The organism is Streptomyces sp. L7, assembly GCF_050990935.1.
In the GTDB taxonomy this organism is placed as follows: domain Bacteria; phylum Actinomycetota; class Actinomycetes; order Actinomycetales; family Microbacteriaceae; genus Leifsonia.
In genome coordinates this window covers 271262-287200 of the sequence record NZ_CP194644.1, presented here as the reverse complement: position 1 = coordinate 287200, position 15939 = coordinate 271262, and the positions used below count along the sequence as shown (strand labels likewise).

The 15939-nt window shown below is 68.2% G+C and carries 13 protein-coding genes and 2 riboswitches; of the genes, 2 read left to right on the top strand and 11 right to left on the bottom strand.

Annotation, left to right across the window (positions count from 1 at the left end; all coding sequences use genetic code 11):
- Positions 1-344: 344 nt before the first annotated feature.
- The gene (locus ACR5MH_RS01435) at positions 345-2201 is read right to left on the bottom strand and encodes a dipeptide ABC transporter ATP-binding protein (protein WP_431349313.1); all 1857 of its coding nucleotides are present in this window, start codon (positions 2199-2201) and stop codon (positions 345-347) included.
- Between the two features lie 68 nt (positions 2202-2269).
- On the opposite strand from ACR5MH_RS01435, the gene ACR5MH_RS01430 reads away from it, so the two are divergent.
- Complete coding sequence (locus ACR5MH_RS01430; protein WP_431349312.1) at positions 2270-2896, top strand: PH domain-containing protein; 627 nt, start codon at positions 2270-2272, stop codon at positions 2894-2896.
- A gap of 32 nt (positions 2897-2928) precedes the next feature.
- On the opposite strand, the gene ACR5MH_RS01425 is transcribed toward ACR5MH_RS01430, so the two are convergent.
- The 3 genes from ACR5MH_RS01425 to ACR5MH_RS01415 form a co-directional block, all read right to left on the bottom strand.
- Entirely contained in the window at positions 2929-3942 is a 1014-nt protein-coding gene (locus ACR5MH_RS01425; RefSeq protein ID WP_431349311.1) for an ABC transporter permease, read from the bottom strand.
- Positions 3942-5474: an ABC transporter permease subunit gene (locus ACR5MH_RS01420; RefSeq protein ID WP_431349310.1), complete on the bottom strand. Its 1533-nt coding sequence runs from the start codon at positions 5472-5474 to the stop codon at positions 3942-3944. The genes ACR5MH_RS01425 and ACR5MH_RS01420 overlap by 1 nt, the downstream gene beginning before the upstream one ends.
- A gap of 187 nt (positions 5475-5661) precedes the next feature.
- Complete coding sequence (locus ACR5MH_RS01415; RefSeq protein ID WP_431349309.1) at positions 5662-7455, bottom strand: ABC transporter family substrate-binding protein; 1794 nt, start codon at positions 7453-7455, stop codon at positions 5662-5664.
- A gap of 570 nt (positions 7456-8025) precedes the next feature.
- Here ACR5MH_RS01415 and ACR5MH_RS01410 point away from each other — a divergent pair.
- Positions 8026-8577 (top strand): CPBP family intramembrane glutamic endopeptidase, encoded by a 552-nt coding sequence (locus ACR5MH_RS01410; RefSeq protein ID WP_433862199.1) that lies wholly within the window; start codon positions 8026-8028, stop codon positions 8575-8577.
- A gap of 22 nt (positions 8578-8599) precedes the next feature.
- On the opposite strand, the gene ACR5MH_RS01405 is transcribed toward ACR5MH_RS01410, so the two are convergent.
- From ACR5MH_RS01405 to gcvT, 7 genes are all read right to left on the bottom strand, one after another.
- Positions 8600-8953: a hypothetical protein gene (locus ACR5MH_RS01405; protein ID WP_431349308.1), complete on the bottom strand. Its 354-nt coding sequence runs from the start codon at positions 8951-8953 to the stop codon at positions 8600-8602.
- Positions 8950-9288, bottom strand: coding sequence for a hypothetical protein (locus tag ACR5MH_RS01400; RefSeq protein ID WP_431349307.1), 339 nt, complete (start codon positions 9286-9288; stop codon positions 8950-8952). The genes ACR5MH_RS01405 and ACR5MH_RS01400 overlap by 4 nt, the downstream gene beginning before the upstream one ends.
- Positions 9285-10532, bottom strand: a complete 1248-nt coding sequence (locus ACR5MH_RS01395; RefSeq protein ID WP_431349306.1) for a hypothetical protein — start codon at positions 10530-10532, stop codon at positions 9285-9287. Before ACR5MH_RS01395 ends, ACR5MH_RS01400 begins: the two co-directional genes overlap by 4 nt.
- A complete protein-coding gene (locus ACR5MH_RS01390) occupies positions 10529-10813 on the bottom strand; it encodes a hypothetical protein (RefSeq protein WP_431349305.1) in 285 nt (94 codons plus the stop codon). The genes ACR5MH_RS01395 and ACR5MH_RS01390 overlap by 4 nt, the downstream gene beginning before the upstream one ends.
- Before the next feature lie 289 nt (positions 10814-11102).
- The gene (gcvP, locus tag ACR5MH_RS01385; RefSeq protein ID WP_431349304.1) at positions 11103-14012 is read right to left on the bottom strand and encodes an aminomethyl-transferring glycine dehydrogenase; all 2910 of its coding nucleotides are present in this window, start codon (positions 14010-14012) and stop codon (positions 11103-11105) included.
- A gap of 14 nt (positions 14013-14026) precedes the next feature.
- Positions 14027-14401, bottom strand: coding sequence for a glycine cleavage system protein GcvH (gene gcvH, locus ACR5MH_RS01380; protein ID WP_431349303.1), 375 nt, complete (start codon positions 14399-14401; stop codon positions 14027-14029).
- 2 nt (positions 14402-14403) lie between these two features.
- The gene (gcvT, locus tag ACR5MH_RS01375; RefSeq protein ID WP_431349302.1) at positions 14404-15600 is read right to left on the bottom strand and encodes a glycine cleavage system aminomethyltransferase GcvT; all 1197 of its coding nucleotides are present in this window, start codon (positions 15598-15600) and stop codon (positions 14404-14406) included.
- Positions 15601-15669: 69 nt separating this feature from the next.
- A riboswitch (glycine riboswitch) is annotated at positions 15670-15771 on the bottom strand.
- Between the two features lies 1 nt (position 15772).
- Positions 15773-15867: riboswitch (glycine riboswitch) on the bottom strand.
- Positions 15868-15939 lie beyond the last annotated feature (72 nt).

The following is a 15939-nucleotide window of genomic DNA, read 5'->3' as shown; positions in this document are numbered from 1 at the left end:
GTTGCAAGTTTTTCTTGTTAGATTGAAATTCACAATCTGACGCGATACCGTTGCCTGGTGCGAAACACACTTCCCTTCCGCAGGTCCGCGGCGTTCAGTGCAATGACGCTCGCGGCCCTGTCGGTGGGGTTCACCGGCGCCCCCGGTGCCGCATCCCCCGAGCGGTCCGAAAGGACCTCTGTCAGCGAGAGGCAGACGGTGGGATGCGGCGCCGGAGTCGTCGAGTCAAGCCGGTTGCGGTCGACAGCGGCCCCCGCGCTGTGCGAGGTATCACTGAGGCTGTAAGCGATCGCAAATGAAAAGTGGGCCGCGTCAGCTGACGCGGCCCACTTCTCATGATCGGCTTACAGCCCCTGCGCCACCGGCGGCTCGGGCTGCTGCGGCAGACCTTCGTTGACCGGGACGACCTCGTCAGAGCCTGCCGCCAGGAGTTCCAGGCGCAGGGCGCGGCGGGCGCGCTGCTGCTCGGGGTCGGGCAGCGGCACCGCGGCCAGGAGGCGCTGGGTGTAGGCCTCCTTCGGGTAGCGGAGGATCTCGTCGCGGGTGCCGACCTCCACCAGTGCGCCGTGGTGCATCACGGCGATGCGGTCGGCGAGGACATCGATGACGGCCAGGTCGTGGGTGATGAACAGGCACGCGAAGTTCATCTCCCTCTGAAGCTGCTGCATCAGCTCCAGCACGCGCGCCTGCACCGACACGTCGAGCGCACTCGTCGGCTCGTCGGCGATCAGGACCGTCGGCTTCAGCGACAGCGCCCGGGCGATGCCGACACGCTGCTTCTGGCCGCCCGACAGCTCGTGCGGGAAGCGGCTGCGGTAGGCCCGCGGCAGCTCGACGCTGTCCAGGAGGCGGTCGACCTCCTTCGCCAGGCCGGCGCCCTTCAGGCCCTTCGCCAGGCGCAGGGGCTCGCCGATAGAGTCGGCGATCTGCAGGCGAGGGTTCAGCGACGACGACGGGTCCTGGAAAACGATGCCCACGTTGCGGTGCAGCTTGCGGATCTCGTCGCGGTTCGCCTTGCTGATGTCCTGGTCGGCCACCACGAGCTTGCCCGAGTGGATCGGCAGCAGGCCGATCGCGGCGCGGCCGAGCGTCGTCTTGCCCGAGCCCGACTCGCCCACCAGTCCGACGACCTCGCCCTCGTGGATCTTGAGGTCGATGTCGGTCGCCGCGCGGAACGCGGGGACCCGGCCGTGCTTCGGGTACTCGATGGCGACCTTCTCGAAGTCGACGACGACCTTGCGCTTGTCCATCTCCGCCTCCTGGGCGGCCGCGGCGGCGATGCGCTCGTTGACGCGGATGCGCTCGGCGTACTCGGCGTCCGGGTTCTCGGTGCCGGCGGCGAGGGCGGCGGTCGTGTCGATCTCCTCGTCCTCGCGCTGGCCGAGGTGCGGCACGGCGTCGAGGAGCGCGATCGTGTACGGGTGCTTCGGAGCGTCGAAGACCTCCTTGACCGTGCCGGCCTCGACGATGTCGCCCTTGCGCATCACGACGATGTTGTCGGCCAGGTCGGCGACGACGCCCATGTCGTGCGTGATGAGCAGGATGGCGCTGTCGAGGCGGTCGCGGAGGCTGCGGATGAGCTCCAGGATCTCGGCCTGCACCGTCACGTCGAGCGCCGTGGTCGGCTCGTCGGCGATGAGCAGCTTCGGGTCGCAGGAGATCGACTGGGCGATCATCGCGCGCTGGCGCTGGCCGCCGGAGAGCTGGTGCGGGTACGAGTTGAACGCCTTCACCGGGTCCGGCAGCTCGACCATGTCGAGCAGTTCGAGCGCGCGCTCCTTGGCCTCGTGCGGCGACATGCCGAAGTGGATGCGCAGCGTCTCGACGATCTGGGAACCGACCGTGTAGACGGGGTTCAGAGCCGTCATCGGCTCCTGGAAGATCACCGCGACCTGGCGTCCGCGCACCCGGCGCATCTGCGGCGGGGTCAGGCCGGTGAGCTCGCGCCCCTCCAGCTTGATCGAGCCGCGGACGCGGGAGTTCTCGGGCAGGAGGTCGAGGATCGCCATCGAGCTCGCACTCTTGCCGGAGCCGGACTCGCCGACGATGGCCAGCACCTCGCCCGCCTTGATCCGGTAGTTCAGCTTCTTGGCCGCGGGCACCCAGACGTTGTCCACGCCGAAGTCGACGGACAGGTCGGTGACCTCGAGCACGGGGGCGCCGACGACGACCCCGGCCCCGCCGGTGGTGTTCTCGGTCATGATTCGTGGTTCCTTTCGGGGGCGCGCTCGGGCGAGGTGGAGACGCTGCGGGATGAGAGCATGGACCCATGCCCTTCGTCTCCCCCGCCGAGCGCGAGGTTTTCGTGTCCCGGTTCAACCGGGTCCTTGCCGTTCTGATCTGGGCGGCCGCTGCCGCCCTCGTCGTCGGCCTTCTGGTGAGCGTGCACGATATGCGCCTGCTCTACGTCGTGCCGTGCGCGCTGTTCGCGTTCATCGGCTGGGCGCTGCTCTGGCGTCCGCGGCTGGCGATCGGCGACGAGGGCATCGAGGTGATCAACGTCACGCGCACCGTGGACATCCCGTGGCAGGCGCTCATCCACGTGGACACCAAGTACGCGCTCACCCTCTACACGCCGGGACGCAGGTTCCCGGTGTGGTCCGCTCCCGCTCCCGGAACGGCGCGCACGCTGCGCGCCACCCGTCAGGAGACCGCCGGTCGCGTCGGCAAGCCGAACGTCGCGGACAGCGTGCGCCGTCCTGGCGACCTGCTGAACACCGAGTCCGGCGCCGCGGCCGAGGTGGTGCGGCGCCGCTGGACCCAGCTTCAGCAGAACGGGACGATCGACAGCGGCCTCGCGGACGAGACGCCCGTGACGGTCCGCTGGCACCTCGTCGCGCTGGCCGTGCTGACCGTTCTCGCGGTCGGCACGGTCGCCGCCCTGCTGGCGGCCTGAGGAGGCCACCAGCAGCGCAGCGCCGGCGGATGTCACAGCACGTCCTCCGCGAGGGCCACGCCCGTGCGGGGTCCGCCGAAGTCGTCCTCGCCGGGCTCCGGCTCCTCCTCGCGCATCTTGCGGAGGTTGAACCGGCGGTGGCGCGGGTCGAACGCGTCGCGCAGACCGTCGCCGACGAAGTTGACCAGCAGCGCAAGCGTCACGATGAACGCGCCGGGCCACCAGAACAGCCACGGACGGGTCTGGAAGGCCGACTCGTTCGAGCTGATCAGCAGGCCGAGCGAGACGTCCGGCGGCCGGATGCCGAAGCCGAGGAACGACAGCGCGGTCTCGAGCAGGATGGCCGAGGCCATGATGAGCGTCGAGGAGACGATGACGACGCCGATGGCGTTCGGCAGGATGTGCTTGAAGATGATCCGCATGTCCGACGCGCCGGCCACGCGGGCCGCCTCGACGAACTCGCGCTCACGCAGCGACAGGAACTCGCCCCGCACCAGACGGGCGATGCCCATCCAGGAGAAGAAGCCGAGCATCAACGCGAGGAAGAACGCTCCAAGACCGCCGAACATGTGGCCGACGACCGACCCGATCACTAGCGCGGGGATCACGATGAAGACGTCTGTGATGCGCATCAGGATCGCGTCGACGATTCCGCGGAAGTAACCCGCGATCGCGCCGACGACGACGCCCACCACGCTGGCGATCAGGCCGAGGACGACCATCACCAGCACCGAGTTCTGGATGCCGCGCATGGTCAGCGCGAAGTAGTCCTTGCCGATGCGGTCCTGGCCGAACGGGTGCTCGGCGCTCGGGGCGCCCTGGTTGACCTGGTCGTTCAGCGCGATGTAGTCGTACTTCCACCAGCCGTGGATCGGGCCGATGCCGATCGCGGAGATGGAGAACAGCACGATCAGGATGAAGAGGATCGCGCTGGCGACGGCGACCTTGTTGGACAGGAAGCGCTTCCAGATCAGCTTCCCCTGGCTGACGGGCGGGGAGCTCGGCTCCTGCAGCTCGTCGGCGATCATGGGTTCAGTGGTCGACATCAGCGGACCCTCACTCTCGGGTCGAGCGCGGCGTAGGCCAGGTCCGCGAGGAAGTTGAACAGGATGGCCATGATCGCGATGATCACGAAGTACGCCATGACCGGGTTCAGGTCGCCGCGGAACAGGCCGGCGTAGAACAGCGAACCCATGCCGGGGATGGCGAAGACCTTCTCCGTGATGATGGCGCCACCGAGCAGGGCGCCCACGTCGAACGCCACCAGCGTCGTGATCGGTATGAGCATGTTGCGGAAGGCGTGCCGCACCACGACGGTCCGCTCTGGGAGGCCCTTGGCCCGCGCCGTGCGGATGAAGTCCTGGTTGAGTACCTCGAGCATGCCGGCCCGCGAGTAGCGGGTGTAGGACGCGAACGAGATCAGCAGCAGCGCGATCGTGGGCAGGGCCAGGTGCGTGAAGGTGTCGAGGCCGGTCACCCACATGTCGCCGGTGAGGCCGGGGGTCGACGAGCCGACCGTCGCGATCGGGCGCCCGTTGGTGTCCTGGAAGTATGCCGGCCACGCCTGCATGAAGCGGTCGACGATGATCAGGAAACCGGAGACGACCGTGACGATGACGGCGACACGCATGTTCTGGCCGCGGTCGTAACCGCCGACGAGCCAGCCGATGAGGAGGCTGACGCCGATCGCGACGATGGCCAGGATCACGATCGTGGCCGGCGTCGAGATGTTGAACAGCCACTGCAGCCCGAAGTAGCAGACCAGCGACACGGCGCCGGCGATGCTCGCGGCGATCAGCGCGCGGCGGCTCTGCAGTCCGGCCGTCAACGCGGTCGCGCCGATGACGGTCCCGGCGATCAGGATGATCATCACGACCGGGCCGAGGCCCGGGTGCAGGAACCAGTTGGTGACGCTCATCAGCAGCAGCACACCCGCGGTGGCGACGCCGGAGACGGCGAATGTGACCGCACGTCGGCGCATGTCACCGCCGATCAGCGACTGCCAGATGAGTCCGGCCACCAATCCGATCAGCACCGCGACCCACCAGGGGATCGTCGGGTTGCCCAGGAAGTTGTTGAAGCCGATGGCCACGAACTCCTTGAGGAGGACGGCCACGAGGAACGCCGGGAGGGAGTACAGGAAGAAGCTGAGGAACGTGACGACGTTGTCGAGTCCGCTGTACTGCCGGAGGGCGGTGACGATACCGATCGTGACACCGAGCAGGATCGCGAGGATGAGCGCGACGGTGACCAGCTGAACGGTCGAGCCGAGCGCCTGCGGGAGGATGTCCACCACCTTCGCGTTCGAGATGGTCGAGCCCAGGTCGCACGAGTTCGCGAACGGGATGAGGCACTTGGCCGCGCCTCCCAGCCAGAGCAGCCACCGCAGGGGCGGGACCACGTCGAGCTGGAGGAGCTGGATACGCGCGTTGATGAGCTGCGTCTTGTTGGGGGAATTGCTGCTTCGCAGATCCTGGAGCGGGTCGGCGCTGTACGCGACCAGCATGTACATCAGGAACGAAGCGGCGATGATGATGAGCACTGAGACCAGGAGTCGTCTCAGGATGAAACTCGCCATAGGTTCAAAACCTTCACTGACAGGGCGCGCCATTGCGGGTTGGCGGCGAGGAGCTCGCCTGGCGCGATTCGGGGGGACGACCGGATCACGGCCGCCGACTACATGATAACGGGGCGCCGACTCGAAGCCGACGCCCCGTCGCAGCGGAGTGCCCGGGGGTCACCCGGGCACTCTTACTGTCGAGCGTTTACTTCGCGGTGGAGGACTTCACAGTCCACTGCCAGAAGTTCCAGAACGGGCCGTTCTGGTTGCCCATGTACTTCACGCCGTCGACGCGAGACGTGGCACCGAAGACACCCGGGAGCTGGAAGAGCGGCAGACCGTAGCCCTGCGAGAAGGCGGTCTTGTCGATCTTCATCTCCAGCGAGGTGAGCTTGCTGGTGTCGAGCGTCGTCTGGGTGGCCAGAGCGTCGTCGTTCGCCGCCGAGAAGCGGTTGTAGTTGCCGCCACCGGTAGTGGTGAACAGCTGCGGGATCTGCGAGGTGCCGGCGCCCGGGCTGATCCAGCCGAAGAGCGACGCGTCGTAGTTACCGCCCGGGAGGAGCTTGCTCCAGTCCGGCGAGCCGGCGTCGACGACCTTGAAGCCGGCCTTGGCGGCGGACGCCGAGATGGCCTGGAACTCGTCGACACGGTTCGGGTTGTTCGTGTTGTACAGGATGCGGACGGTCGGGGTCGCACCGGCGAGCAGCGTCTTGGCGCCCGCGATGTCCACCTTGTCGTACGCGGAGGAGCCGTTCTGCTTGACCGAGTCGCCGTACATCGGCTGCTGGTTCGGCAGCCAGATCTGCGAGTTCAGGACCTTCGCCTTCGGGTTCACCGGGGTGACGATCGAGTCGAGGATCTGCTGACGCGGGATCGTCTTGAGGAACGCCTCACGGACCTTCGGGTCGGCGAAGACCTGCGAACCGAAGTTCAGGTCGAGGTGGTCGTACGACGCCTGGTCGCCGGTCAGGACCTTCGCGCTGGTCTTCTTGAGAGCAGTCAGCGTGTCGGCCGAGGCCTGCGGGTTGATGATGTCGACCTCACCGTTCTGGAGAGCGGTGACCTGGGCGTTCGCGTCCGGGATGATGCGGAACACGATCTTGTCCACGGACGGCTTGAGGCCGCCGTCGTAGTACTTGTTCTGCGCCATGGTGAGCGACTGGCCCGGGGTCCACGACGACACGACGAACGGGCCGGAGGAGACCAGCAGGTCGGGGTCGGTCGGGAACGCGGTCACGTCGTAACCGGTGTTGACGAACTTCGCCGCCTTCTCCAGCGTCGCGTTCGGGGCGACCGGAGCGTCCGGGTTGCCCTTCGGCAGCGTCTTCAGCAGCTTGGTCAGGTCGGCGGCCGAGGACAGGCCCGCCTTCTTGGCCACGATGTGCGCCGGCTGTGCGATCGGGTTGACGAGCTCCCAGTCCACGTACGGCGTGGAGTACTTGAGCGTGATCGACGTGTTGTTGTCGCCCACGGTCGGGTAGTCGGTCGAGTCGATGCCCGCAGTCGAGCCCGCGATCGAGAAGTACTGCGTACCGCTCGTCACGTTGCCCTGGTTGTCGAACTTCGCGGAGTCGTAGTGACCGGAGGCGATGGCCCAGGCGAGGATCATGTCGTCAGCGGTGACGGGCTGGCCGTCGGACCACTTGTCGTTCTTGTTCAGGGTGTACTTGACCGTGAGCGGGTTGTCCGAGAGCTTCTCGAACTTTCCGAACTTGTTGTCGTGGACGATCTTGTAGTTGTTGTCGATGTACTGGAAGCCAGTACCGTACGACCCGTCCAGGTAGCCGACCTGGCCGTTGGTGTCCAGGTTGCCCTGCGGGGTCTGTGAGTTGAACGAGGTGAAGTCGTTCACGACAGCGACCGTCACGGTGCCGCCCTTGGCCGCGGACGAGGTCCCCGTGCTGCCGGTCGTGGTGCAGGCAGACAGCGCGAGCGCTGCAACGCCGGCGACGGCGACGGCGCTGACCGCGTACCTGACCTTTCTTCCCTTGATGTGCAATGTTCCTCCTGTGCGAAGTGTGCGGCAGCACGGGCATGCGAGAGCACCGTACCCCGCGGGATAAGAATGACCCTAGGTACGGTTGAGGGTGAATGCAAAATGGGGCTGGAAAACGTTACACAGTGGTAACTCAGTCGGTGGATTGTTGCGTCCACGCCACGGATTCGGTGGTCCTGGAGCGTGATACGCAAGAATCCGCGCGGTTCCGTCGGTCGATGCTCGGATTTCGTTGAGGCGTGTGCTCATCCCCGAGCCCTCCCGCGCCTGGCAGGATGCACATATGAGCACTGAAGCGGTCCGGCCGGGTCGAACCACGCCCGGTCTACCCACCTGGACCGGCGAGACGCCTGTCGCCCGCGGCGAGCGGCCACGGCTCTGGTGGGAGGTCGCGATCGTACTCGGGCTGTCGCTCGGCCAGTCCGCCGTCTACTCCATCGTCACGATCGTGGACCGGTCCACGCAGAGCACCCCCTGGCGAATCAGACCGCGCAGGTCAACCCGTCGCAATCCAGCCGGGAGGTCTTCGACTTCCTGTATCAGTTCCTCGGCAATGCGTTCCCGCTGTTCGCCGTGGCGCTGGTGATCTTCCTGCTCTGGCAGCCGCTGCGCACCGGCTTCCGCCGGATCGGCTTGGACCTCAGCCGCCCGGGCCGCGACCTCGGCGGCGGCCTGGTGCTCTTCCTGGTGATCGGCGTGCCCGGCATCCTGTTCTACGCGCTCGGCCGGGTGCTCGGTCTCACGGTGCAGGTGCAGGCGTCCCCGCTCGACACGCACTGGTGGACGGTACCGATCCTGATCTTCGCGGCGCTGCGGGCCGGCCTCCAGGAGGAGGTGATCGTCGTGGGCTACCTGTTCACGCGGCTGCGTCAGCTCGGCTGGGGACAGTTTCGGTGGGGGAAGTGGAACATCATCGTCGCCGCCGCACTGCTCCGCGGAAGCTACCACCTGTACCAGGGCTTCGGGCCGTTCGTCGGCAACGCGATCATGGGTGTCGTCTTCGGCTGGTGCTACACGCGCTGGGGCCGCGTGATGCCGCTCGTGGTCGCGCACGTCATCATCGACATCGTCTCCTTCGTCGGCTACCCGCTCGCCGTCGCCCTCTGGCCGCACATCTTCGGTTGACCGGCGGCGCTGCCCGGCCCGATCAGCCCTCCGGCCGGTCCCGCTCTCGCTGGTGCTCGTGGAGTCTCTCGAGTTCGCGTGCGTGGCGGGGCTGGAGCGCTCGGTGGTCCTCATCAAGGCGGGCGACCACGGCGGCGGCCGAGCGGATGTTCTCGTCCATGTCGTGTGCGAGCTGCGCGAAGACCGCCCTGAACCGGGGGTCGTCGGCAGCGCCCTGCCGGGCGAGTTCGTAGAAGCCCTCCTCCATCGACCGCATCCTCGACCGGTAGTACGAGACGTACTCGTCGGCCTGCTCGACCCGGCGCCGCGCGAGCGCGTCCTCCTCGCGGTGGGTCTCCTCCAACTCACCCCGTGTGCGGAACTCGCGGTGCGTCATGGGGTGATGCTGTCCACTGCGCGGGTGTAATCGTTCTTCGACGCGATGTGTTCGAGCCCCGCCGTCACCTTCTTCTCGACGGCACCGGAAAGCGCCGCTGCGACGTTCGCTCTGCCGAGGGTGACGTTCACCGCGATGACAGCTCCTTCCATGACCACCCGGTTGGCAGTCTTCACGACCCCGTACTGGGTGTGGACCACCGGCGGAAGGGTCGCATCCAACAGGCTCTTCGCCGCCTGATGGACGGCGCCATCGATCGCGTGGATGGTCGCATCCACCGTGCCCGATACATCCGTGACCGCCTCCTCGATGAGGTCACCCAGCCACGACATCACGAACCACCCATCGAACCCAGTGCATAGGCCTGCGCCCACCGCGCATCCTGTTCGACCGCGTTCTGGACCGTGTTCATCACCCCGTGCGAGATCCGCCCCACCGTGTCGATGTGGTCGTCCACGAGATCGTTCACCGCCGCGACCGCCTCCACGTCGATGTTCTGCTCCACCTGGAGACTGTGGGCTCTCACGCACTCCTCGATGTCCGCCTCCGTCACCCACGGATACAGTTGCGCGGCCAGGCTCTTCGCGTTGGTCAACGCCGTCGTCATCGCCGGAACGAGCCCGTTGTTCACGTCTTTGATGGTCTGCAGGTGAGTTACGACTCCCCCGACGCTCGACGCCAGCCCCAGCGCCGCCACCGTGTCCACTGCGACGACGAGACCCGATAACACCGCCCCCGTGGTGACCGCGCCGACCCCGTTGACCGTCGAGACGATCCCGTCCAGGACCCGCAGCGTCTGCCCCTGCCCGGGACTGGCGATATCCACCAGGTCCGCGATCTCCGCCACCGTGCGGCTTCTGCCGCCCGCACCCAGCATGGCACCCAACCGATCGAACGCGAACGCGGCGCCCAGATCGTGATGCTCGATGACGCCCTTCCACAGGTCGTCCTCGACGAAGACGCCGGCGCCCGTCCCGTGCCCCAGGACGTTCCCGACCAGGTCGAACTGGTTCACGTAGTTCGTCAGCACAGATCCACCCCGCTTGCGCTCCGCCTGGACCCACTCCTTCGCCTGCGCAGACAACGCATCCCACGGATCCGGACCGTTGAAGCTGGTCGACGGCCAATGCTTCTCCGCAGCGACATACAGTGCGAGGAACCCGCCGAGGGAGTGCCCCACCGTCTCGATCCGCGCCCCCGCATGCCCCTCCGCCGCGAGCCGCTGCTCCACCCGCTCAGCGAACTTCACCGCCTCCCGAACCTGAGTACCCTCCCCCGTCCGCCGCCCCACCACCGAGACCAAGTCCGCGACGACATCGGCGCGATCGTCGGGGTTCGTGCCCGCGAACGCGACGAAGACCTGCGAATAGTCCGGAACCCCGTCGACCACAGGGACCACCGCCATGCCCTGGAAACCGGTGCCCGGGTCGGTCCCGGTGTCGTACACCTGGAACTTCTGGTTGGTCATCTTGCCGCTGGTGTAGAACGAGTCGCCCTTCTTTCTGGGCGGATCCAGCTTCAGCGCGTCCACAACGTACGCCTCGTTCGCGATAGCGGCGTAGTCCTGGGCGCTCGTCATTCGATCACCTCCGATGAACCGTCGCTGAAGACCACAGTCACGGGGATCGGTCTCGAAGTTGGCGCTATGTCAGGCAAAGGATCGCCGCCCAGAACATGGATACCGATGATCTCCTGATACTCCTTGCCGGCAATCGTGACGACAACGTTGGCACACCAGTACGCACCGAGGCCCGGCTTACCGCCCTCCTGCGTGAAGCTGATCTTCTCCACACCGCCCTGCTGCTCGAGGAAAGCAATCGCGGCCTTCCTCTGGTTGGCGAGATTTGTCTCCGTGTTCACTTCTTTTCCTCCCCATGCGCACCCGCTCAGCCCGAGAACCAGGGCAGCCGCACTTATGAGGAGGGGCAGTGGTATGCGAGCCCTCATCACGAGCCGGTGCCGCATGCCAAGACACCTTTCATTCGGAGGCCGCCACGCCGACGCCGGCCACTTGAGGCAGACTAACACCATCCGTTTGCAATCACACCCAATAGAATTTCTATTGCAAGCATTTCGCCGCACAAACGCAACGGCCGAGCCACGGACGAATCCGTGGCTCGGCGGTTCGAGCGGTGTGATGGGGCGGAGACTAGGCGAACGCCTCCGGCGGCGGGCAGGCGCAGAAGAGGTTGCGGTCGCCGTAGGCCTGGTCGATGCGGCGCACCGGCGGCCAGTACTTGTTGCGGACGAGCGTGGGGACCGGGTAGACGGCCTGCTCGCGCGTGTAGGCGTGGTCCCAGTTGGAGGTCGCGATCGACTCCGCGGTGTGCGGTGCGTTCCGCAGCGGGTTGTCGTCGGCCGGCCAGTCACCCGCGGCGACCGCGTCGGCCTCGGCCTTGATCGCGACCATCGCGGTGACGAAGCGGTCGAGCTCGGCGAGGTCCTCGCTCTCGGTCGGCTCCACCATCAGCGTGCCCGCGACCGGGAACGACATGGTCGGCGCATGGAAGCCGAAGTCGATGAGGCGCTTGGCCACATCGTCCACGGTGACGCCGGTGCGCTCGGTGAGCGGCCGGACGTCGAGGATGCACTCGTGCGCGACCAGCCCGTTGTCGCCCGCGTACAGCACCGGGAAGTGCTCGCGCAGCTTCGCGGCGACGTAGTTGGCAGCCAGCACCGCGGCGCCGGTGGCGTCCGCCAGGCCCTGAGCGCCCATCATCCGGACGTACGCCCACGAGATCGGGAGGATGCTCGGGCTGCCGTACGGGGCCGCGGAGACCGGGGCGCCGCCGTGCTCGATCCGGCCGTCAGGACCGTCCGCGCCGACGAGCACGTGCGTGGCGTCCTGCGCGAGCGGGTGGCCGGGCAGGAACGGCGCGAGGTGCGCCTTCGCCGCCACCGGGCCCACGCCGGGGCCGCCGCCGCCGTGCGGGATGCAGAAGGTCTTGTGCAGGTTGAGGTGGCTGACGTCGCCGCCGAAGTCGCCGAACCGGGCGTAGCCGAGCAGCGCGTTCAGGTTGGCGCCGTCGACGTAGACCTGTCCCCCGGCCTCGTGCACCGCGGAGGTGATCGCGACGACTTCGTGCTCGTAGACGCCGTGCGTCGACGGGTACGTGATCATCAGCGCGGCGAGAGTGTCGGCGTTGGCCGCGATCTTCGCGCGCAGGTCGCCGAGGTCGACGTTCCCGAGTTCGTCCGTCGCGACCACGACGACGCTCATGCCGGCGAGCACGGCGGAGGCCGCGTTGGTGCCGTGCGCCGACTGCGGGATGAGGCAGACGGTGCGCTGGAGGTCGCCGCGCGAGCGGTGGTAGCCGCGGATCGCGAGGAGGCCGGCGAGCTCGCCCTGGCTGCCCGCGTTCGGCTGCAGCGACACGGTGTCGTAGCCGGTGACGTCGGCGAGCCAGCCCTCGAGCTGGTCGATGAGCTCGAGTGACCCGGCCACGTCCGCCGCGGGGGCGAACGGGTGCAGCGCGGCGAACTCGGGCCAGGTGACGGCCTCCATCTCGGTGGCCGCGTTGAGCTTCATCGTGCACGACCCCAGCGGGATCATGCCGCGGTCGAGCGCGTAGTCGCGGTCCTGGAGCTGACGGAGGTAGCGCATCATCGCCGTCTCCGAGTGGTGCGTGGAGAACACCGGGTGCGTGAGGAAGTCCGACGTGCGCGCGAGGGCTCCATCGAATGACGGCTCGGACCCGAACGCGAGCGCGGGCTCGCCGTCCACCGACCCGCCGAGCACCTCGATCAGGTCGCCGACCGGGAAGATGCCGTCGCGCAGATCGGCGGCGGTCTCTTCGTCGAGGCTCAGCGACACCAGGCCGGCGTCGATGGCGTGCAGCAGGAGGCCGCGCTCGTGGGCGCGCTCGACGACCGTGGCCGCGTCGTCCACCTCGACCACGAGGGTGTCGAAGAACGAGCGGGAGCGGACATCCACCCCGGAAGCGCGCAGCGCGTCGGCGAGCGCGACGGCCGAGAGGTGCACGTGGCGGCCGATCGCGCGCAGGCCGGCCGGGCCGTGGTAGACCGCGTACATCGCGGCCATGACAGCCAGCAGCACCTGGGCGGTGCAGATATTGGAGGTCGCCTTCTCCCGGCGGATGTGCTGCTCGCGGGTCTGCAGGGTGAGCCGGTAGGCGGGCTTGCCGATCGCGTCCTGCGAGACGCCGACCAGGCGGCCGGGGAGCTGGCGCTCCAGGCCCTTCCGGACCGCCATGTAGCCGGCGTGCGGGCCGCCGAAGCCCATCGGGACGCCGAAGCGCTGGCTGGTGCCGACCGCGACGTCGGCGCCGAGCTCGCCCGGCGAGGTGAGCTGGGTGAGGGCGAGAAGATCGGCGGCGGCCACGACGACGGCGCCCGCGGCCTTCGCGGCGGCGATGACGGCGGACGGGTCCCACACCCGCCCGGAGGCGCCGGGGTACTGCACGAACAGGCCGAACGCCTCCTGCAGCTCCGCGGCGTCGGCGGGCGTGGAGGCCAGGTCGAGCACGACCAGCTCGATGCCGACCGCCTCGGCGCGGTTGCGCAGCAGCGCCAGGGTCTGCGGGAAGGTGTCGGCGTCCACGACGAACGTCGCGCCGGCGGCTTTGGAAGCGCGGCGCGCCAGCAGCATGCCTTCGACGACGGCGGTGCCCTCGTCGAGCATGGAGGCGTTCGCGGTATCCAGGCCGGTCAGATCGGAGACCATCGTCTGGAAGTTGATCAGCGCCTCCAGGCGGCCCTGGGAGATCTCCGGCTGGTACGGCGTGTACGCGGTGTACCAGCCCGGGTTCTCCAGCACGTTGCGCTTGATCACCGCCGGGGTGATCGTGCCGTAGTAGCCGAGGCCGATCAGGCTGCGGTTCACGGTGTTGCGCGCGGCGAGCGCCCGCAGCTCGCGGAGCGCCGCGCGCTCGCTGATCGGGGCGGGCAGCGCGGAGACGCGCCCGGGCGCGATGCGGATGGAGTCCGGCACTGCGGCGGAGACGAGGGCCTCCACCGATTCGTACCCGAGGGCGGACAGCATGGATCGCTGCGCGTCCCCGTCGGTGCCGATGTGACGCGTCTGGAACTGGTCGCTCATGTCTAGCGGTTGCCTTACTCGCCCGTGAGGGCCTTGTACTCGTCGTAGGAGAGGAGGCCGTCGGGGAGGGCGGTGAAGGTCACCTTGATGAGCCAGCCCTCGCCGAACGGGTCGCTGTTGACCAGCTCGGGCGCGTCGACCACGGCCTGGTTGGCCTCGGCGACGGTGCCGTTCACGGGCGCGAAGAGCTCGCCGACCGACTTGGTCGACTCGATCTCGCCGACCACCCGGCCGGCAGCGACATCGCTGCCCTCCGCGGGGAGCTCGACGAACACGACGTCGCCCAGCTTCTCGGCCGCGTAGCTCGTGATGCCGACCGTCGCGGTGTCGCCCTCGACGAGGAGCCACTCGTGCTCGGCGGTGTACTTCAGGTCCTGCTCTGCGGCCATGGTCAGTGCTTCTTTCTGCTGTAGAAGGGGAGGGCGGTGACGGTGAAGGGGAGGCTGCTGCCGCGCACGTCGACGTGCAGCTCGGTGCCCGGCCGGGCGAACCTCGGTGCGACGTAGGCCATCGCGATCGGGACTCCGATGGTCGGCGAGAGTGCGCCCGAGGTCACGACCCCGACCTCCTCTTCGCCGCCGTCGACGGCCGGGGCGATGACCGGGTAGCCGGCGCGGGCGGCGCGCTTGCCCTGGCCCATCAGGCCGACCAGCACGCGTGCCTCGGCGTCGGGGCCCTCCTCGCTGGCGGCGCGCCCGACGAAGTCGGTGTCCTTGGCGAGGTTGACGATCCGGCCGAGACCGGCCTGGGCCGGCATGGTGTCGCGGCCCAGCTCGTGGCCGTAGAGCGGCATGCCGGCCTCCAGGCGCAGCGTGTCGCGGCTGGCCAGACCCGCGGGGACGAGGCCCTGCGCGGCTCCGGCCTCGAGGAGGGCGTCCCAGAGGGCGCGCGCGTTGTCCGGCGCGGTGTAGAGCTCGAACCCGTCCTCGCCGGTGTAGCCGGTGCGGGCGACGAGCACCGGGTGGGTCTCGAACTCGGCCGGGATGCTCCAGTAGTACTTGAGGTCGGTGACCCGCTGGGCGAAGTCGTCGCCCTCGAGGTGGAAGCCGGGGGTCGCCAGCACGACGCTCAGCGCCGCGGGTCCCTGCACGGCGATGAGCGCGATGTCGTCGCTCTCGTCGTAGACCTCCACGTCGAACGGCGCGGTGCGGTCGCGCAGCTCCTCGGCCACGGCCTCCCGGTTGGAGGCGTTGGCGACCACCATGTAGCGGTCGTCGCCGGTCCGGTAGACGACGAGGTCGTCCAGGATGCCGCCGGCGCGGGAGAGCAGCATGCTGTATTTCGCCTGGTCGAGAGCGAGCGACGACAGCTTGCCGGCGAGGGCGTAGTCGAGCGCCTGCCCGGCCTCCGGGCCGATGAGCACGATCTCGCCCATGTGCGACAGGTCGAAGAGACCGGCCGCGGTGCGGACCGCGTGGTGCTCGGCGAGGTCGCTGGAGTAGCGCACCGGCATCTGCCAGCCGGCGAAGTCGGTGAAGGACGCGCCCGCGGCGGTGTGGGCGTCGTGAAGCGGGGAGGTGCGCTCCGTCGCGGCGGTCGCTGCGGGGTGAGTCCCTGCGTCGTCGGTGTGGCTGTCGTGCGAGCTCATGAGTTCTCCGTTCGCCGGCCGTCGCCGGAGGGATGAACGGTAGCGCGCTGCGCGCTCCGTGTGAAGAACTCCCCCTCTGTCATCCGGCCTGAGAGTTTCACCGCGACCGCTGCTGCGGGCGACGGCTTTCACCGTGGGCGAGGGCAAGTGCTGCCCTGCTTTTCAGAGTGGCCAGTCCGATGCGGTACGCGTACCTGAGAGATTGTCGGGGAGGATTGCTCCTTCGGTGCCGCCCGCTCGCGCGCGCGACTCTCCCGCATCGGCCTGAATGGCCCGGTATTCAGTTGACTCGGCCAGCATAACGGGTCCGCGCGGCGGGTGCGCGCGGACCCGAGTGTT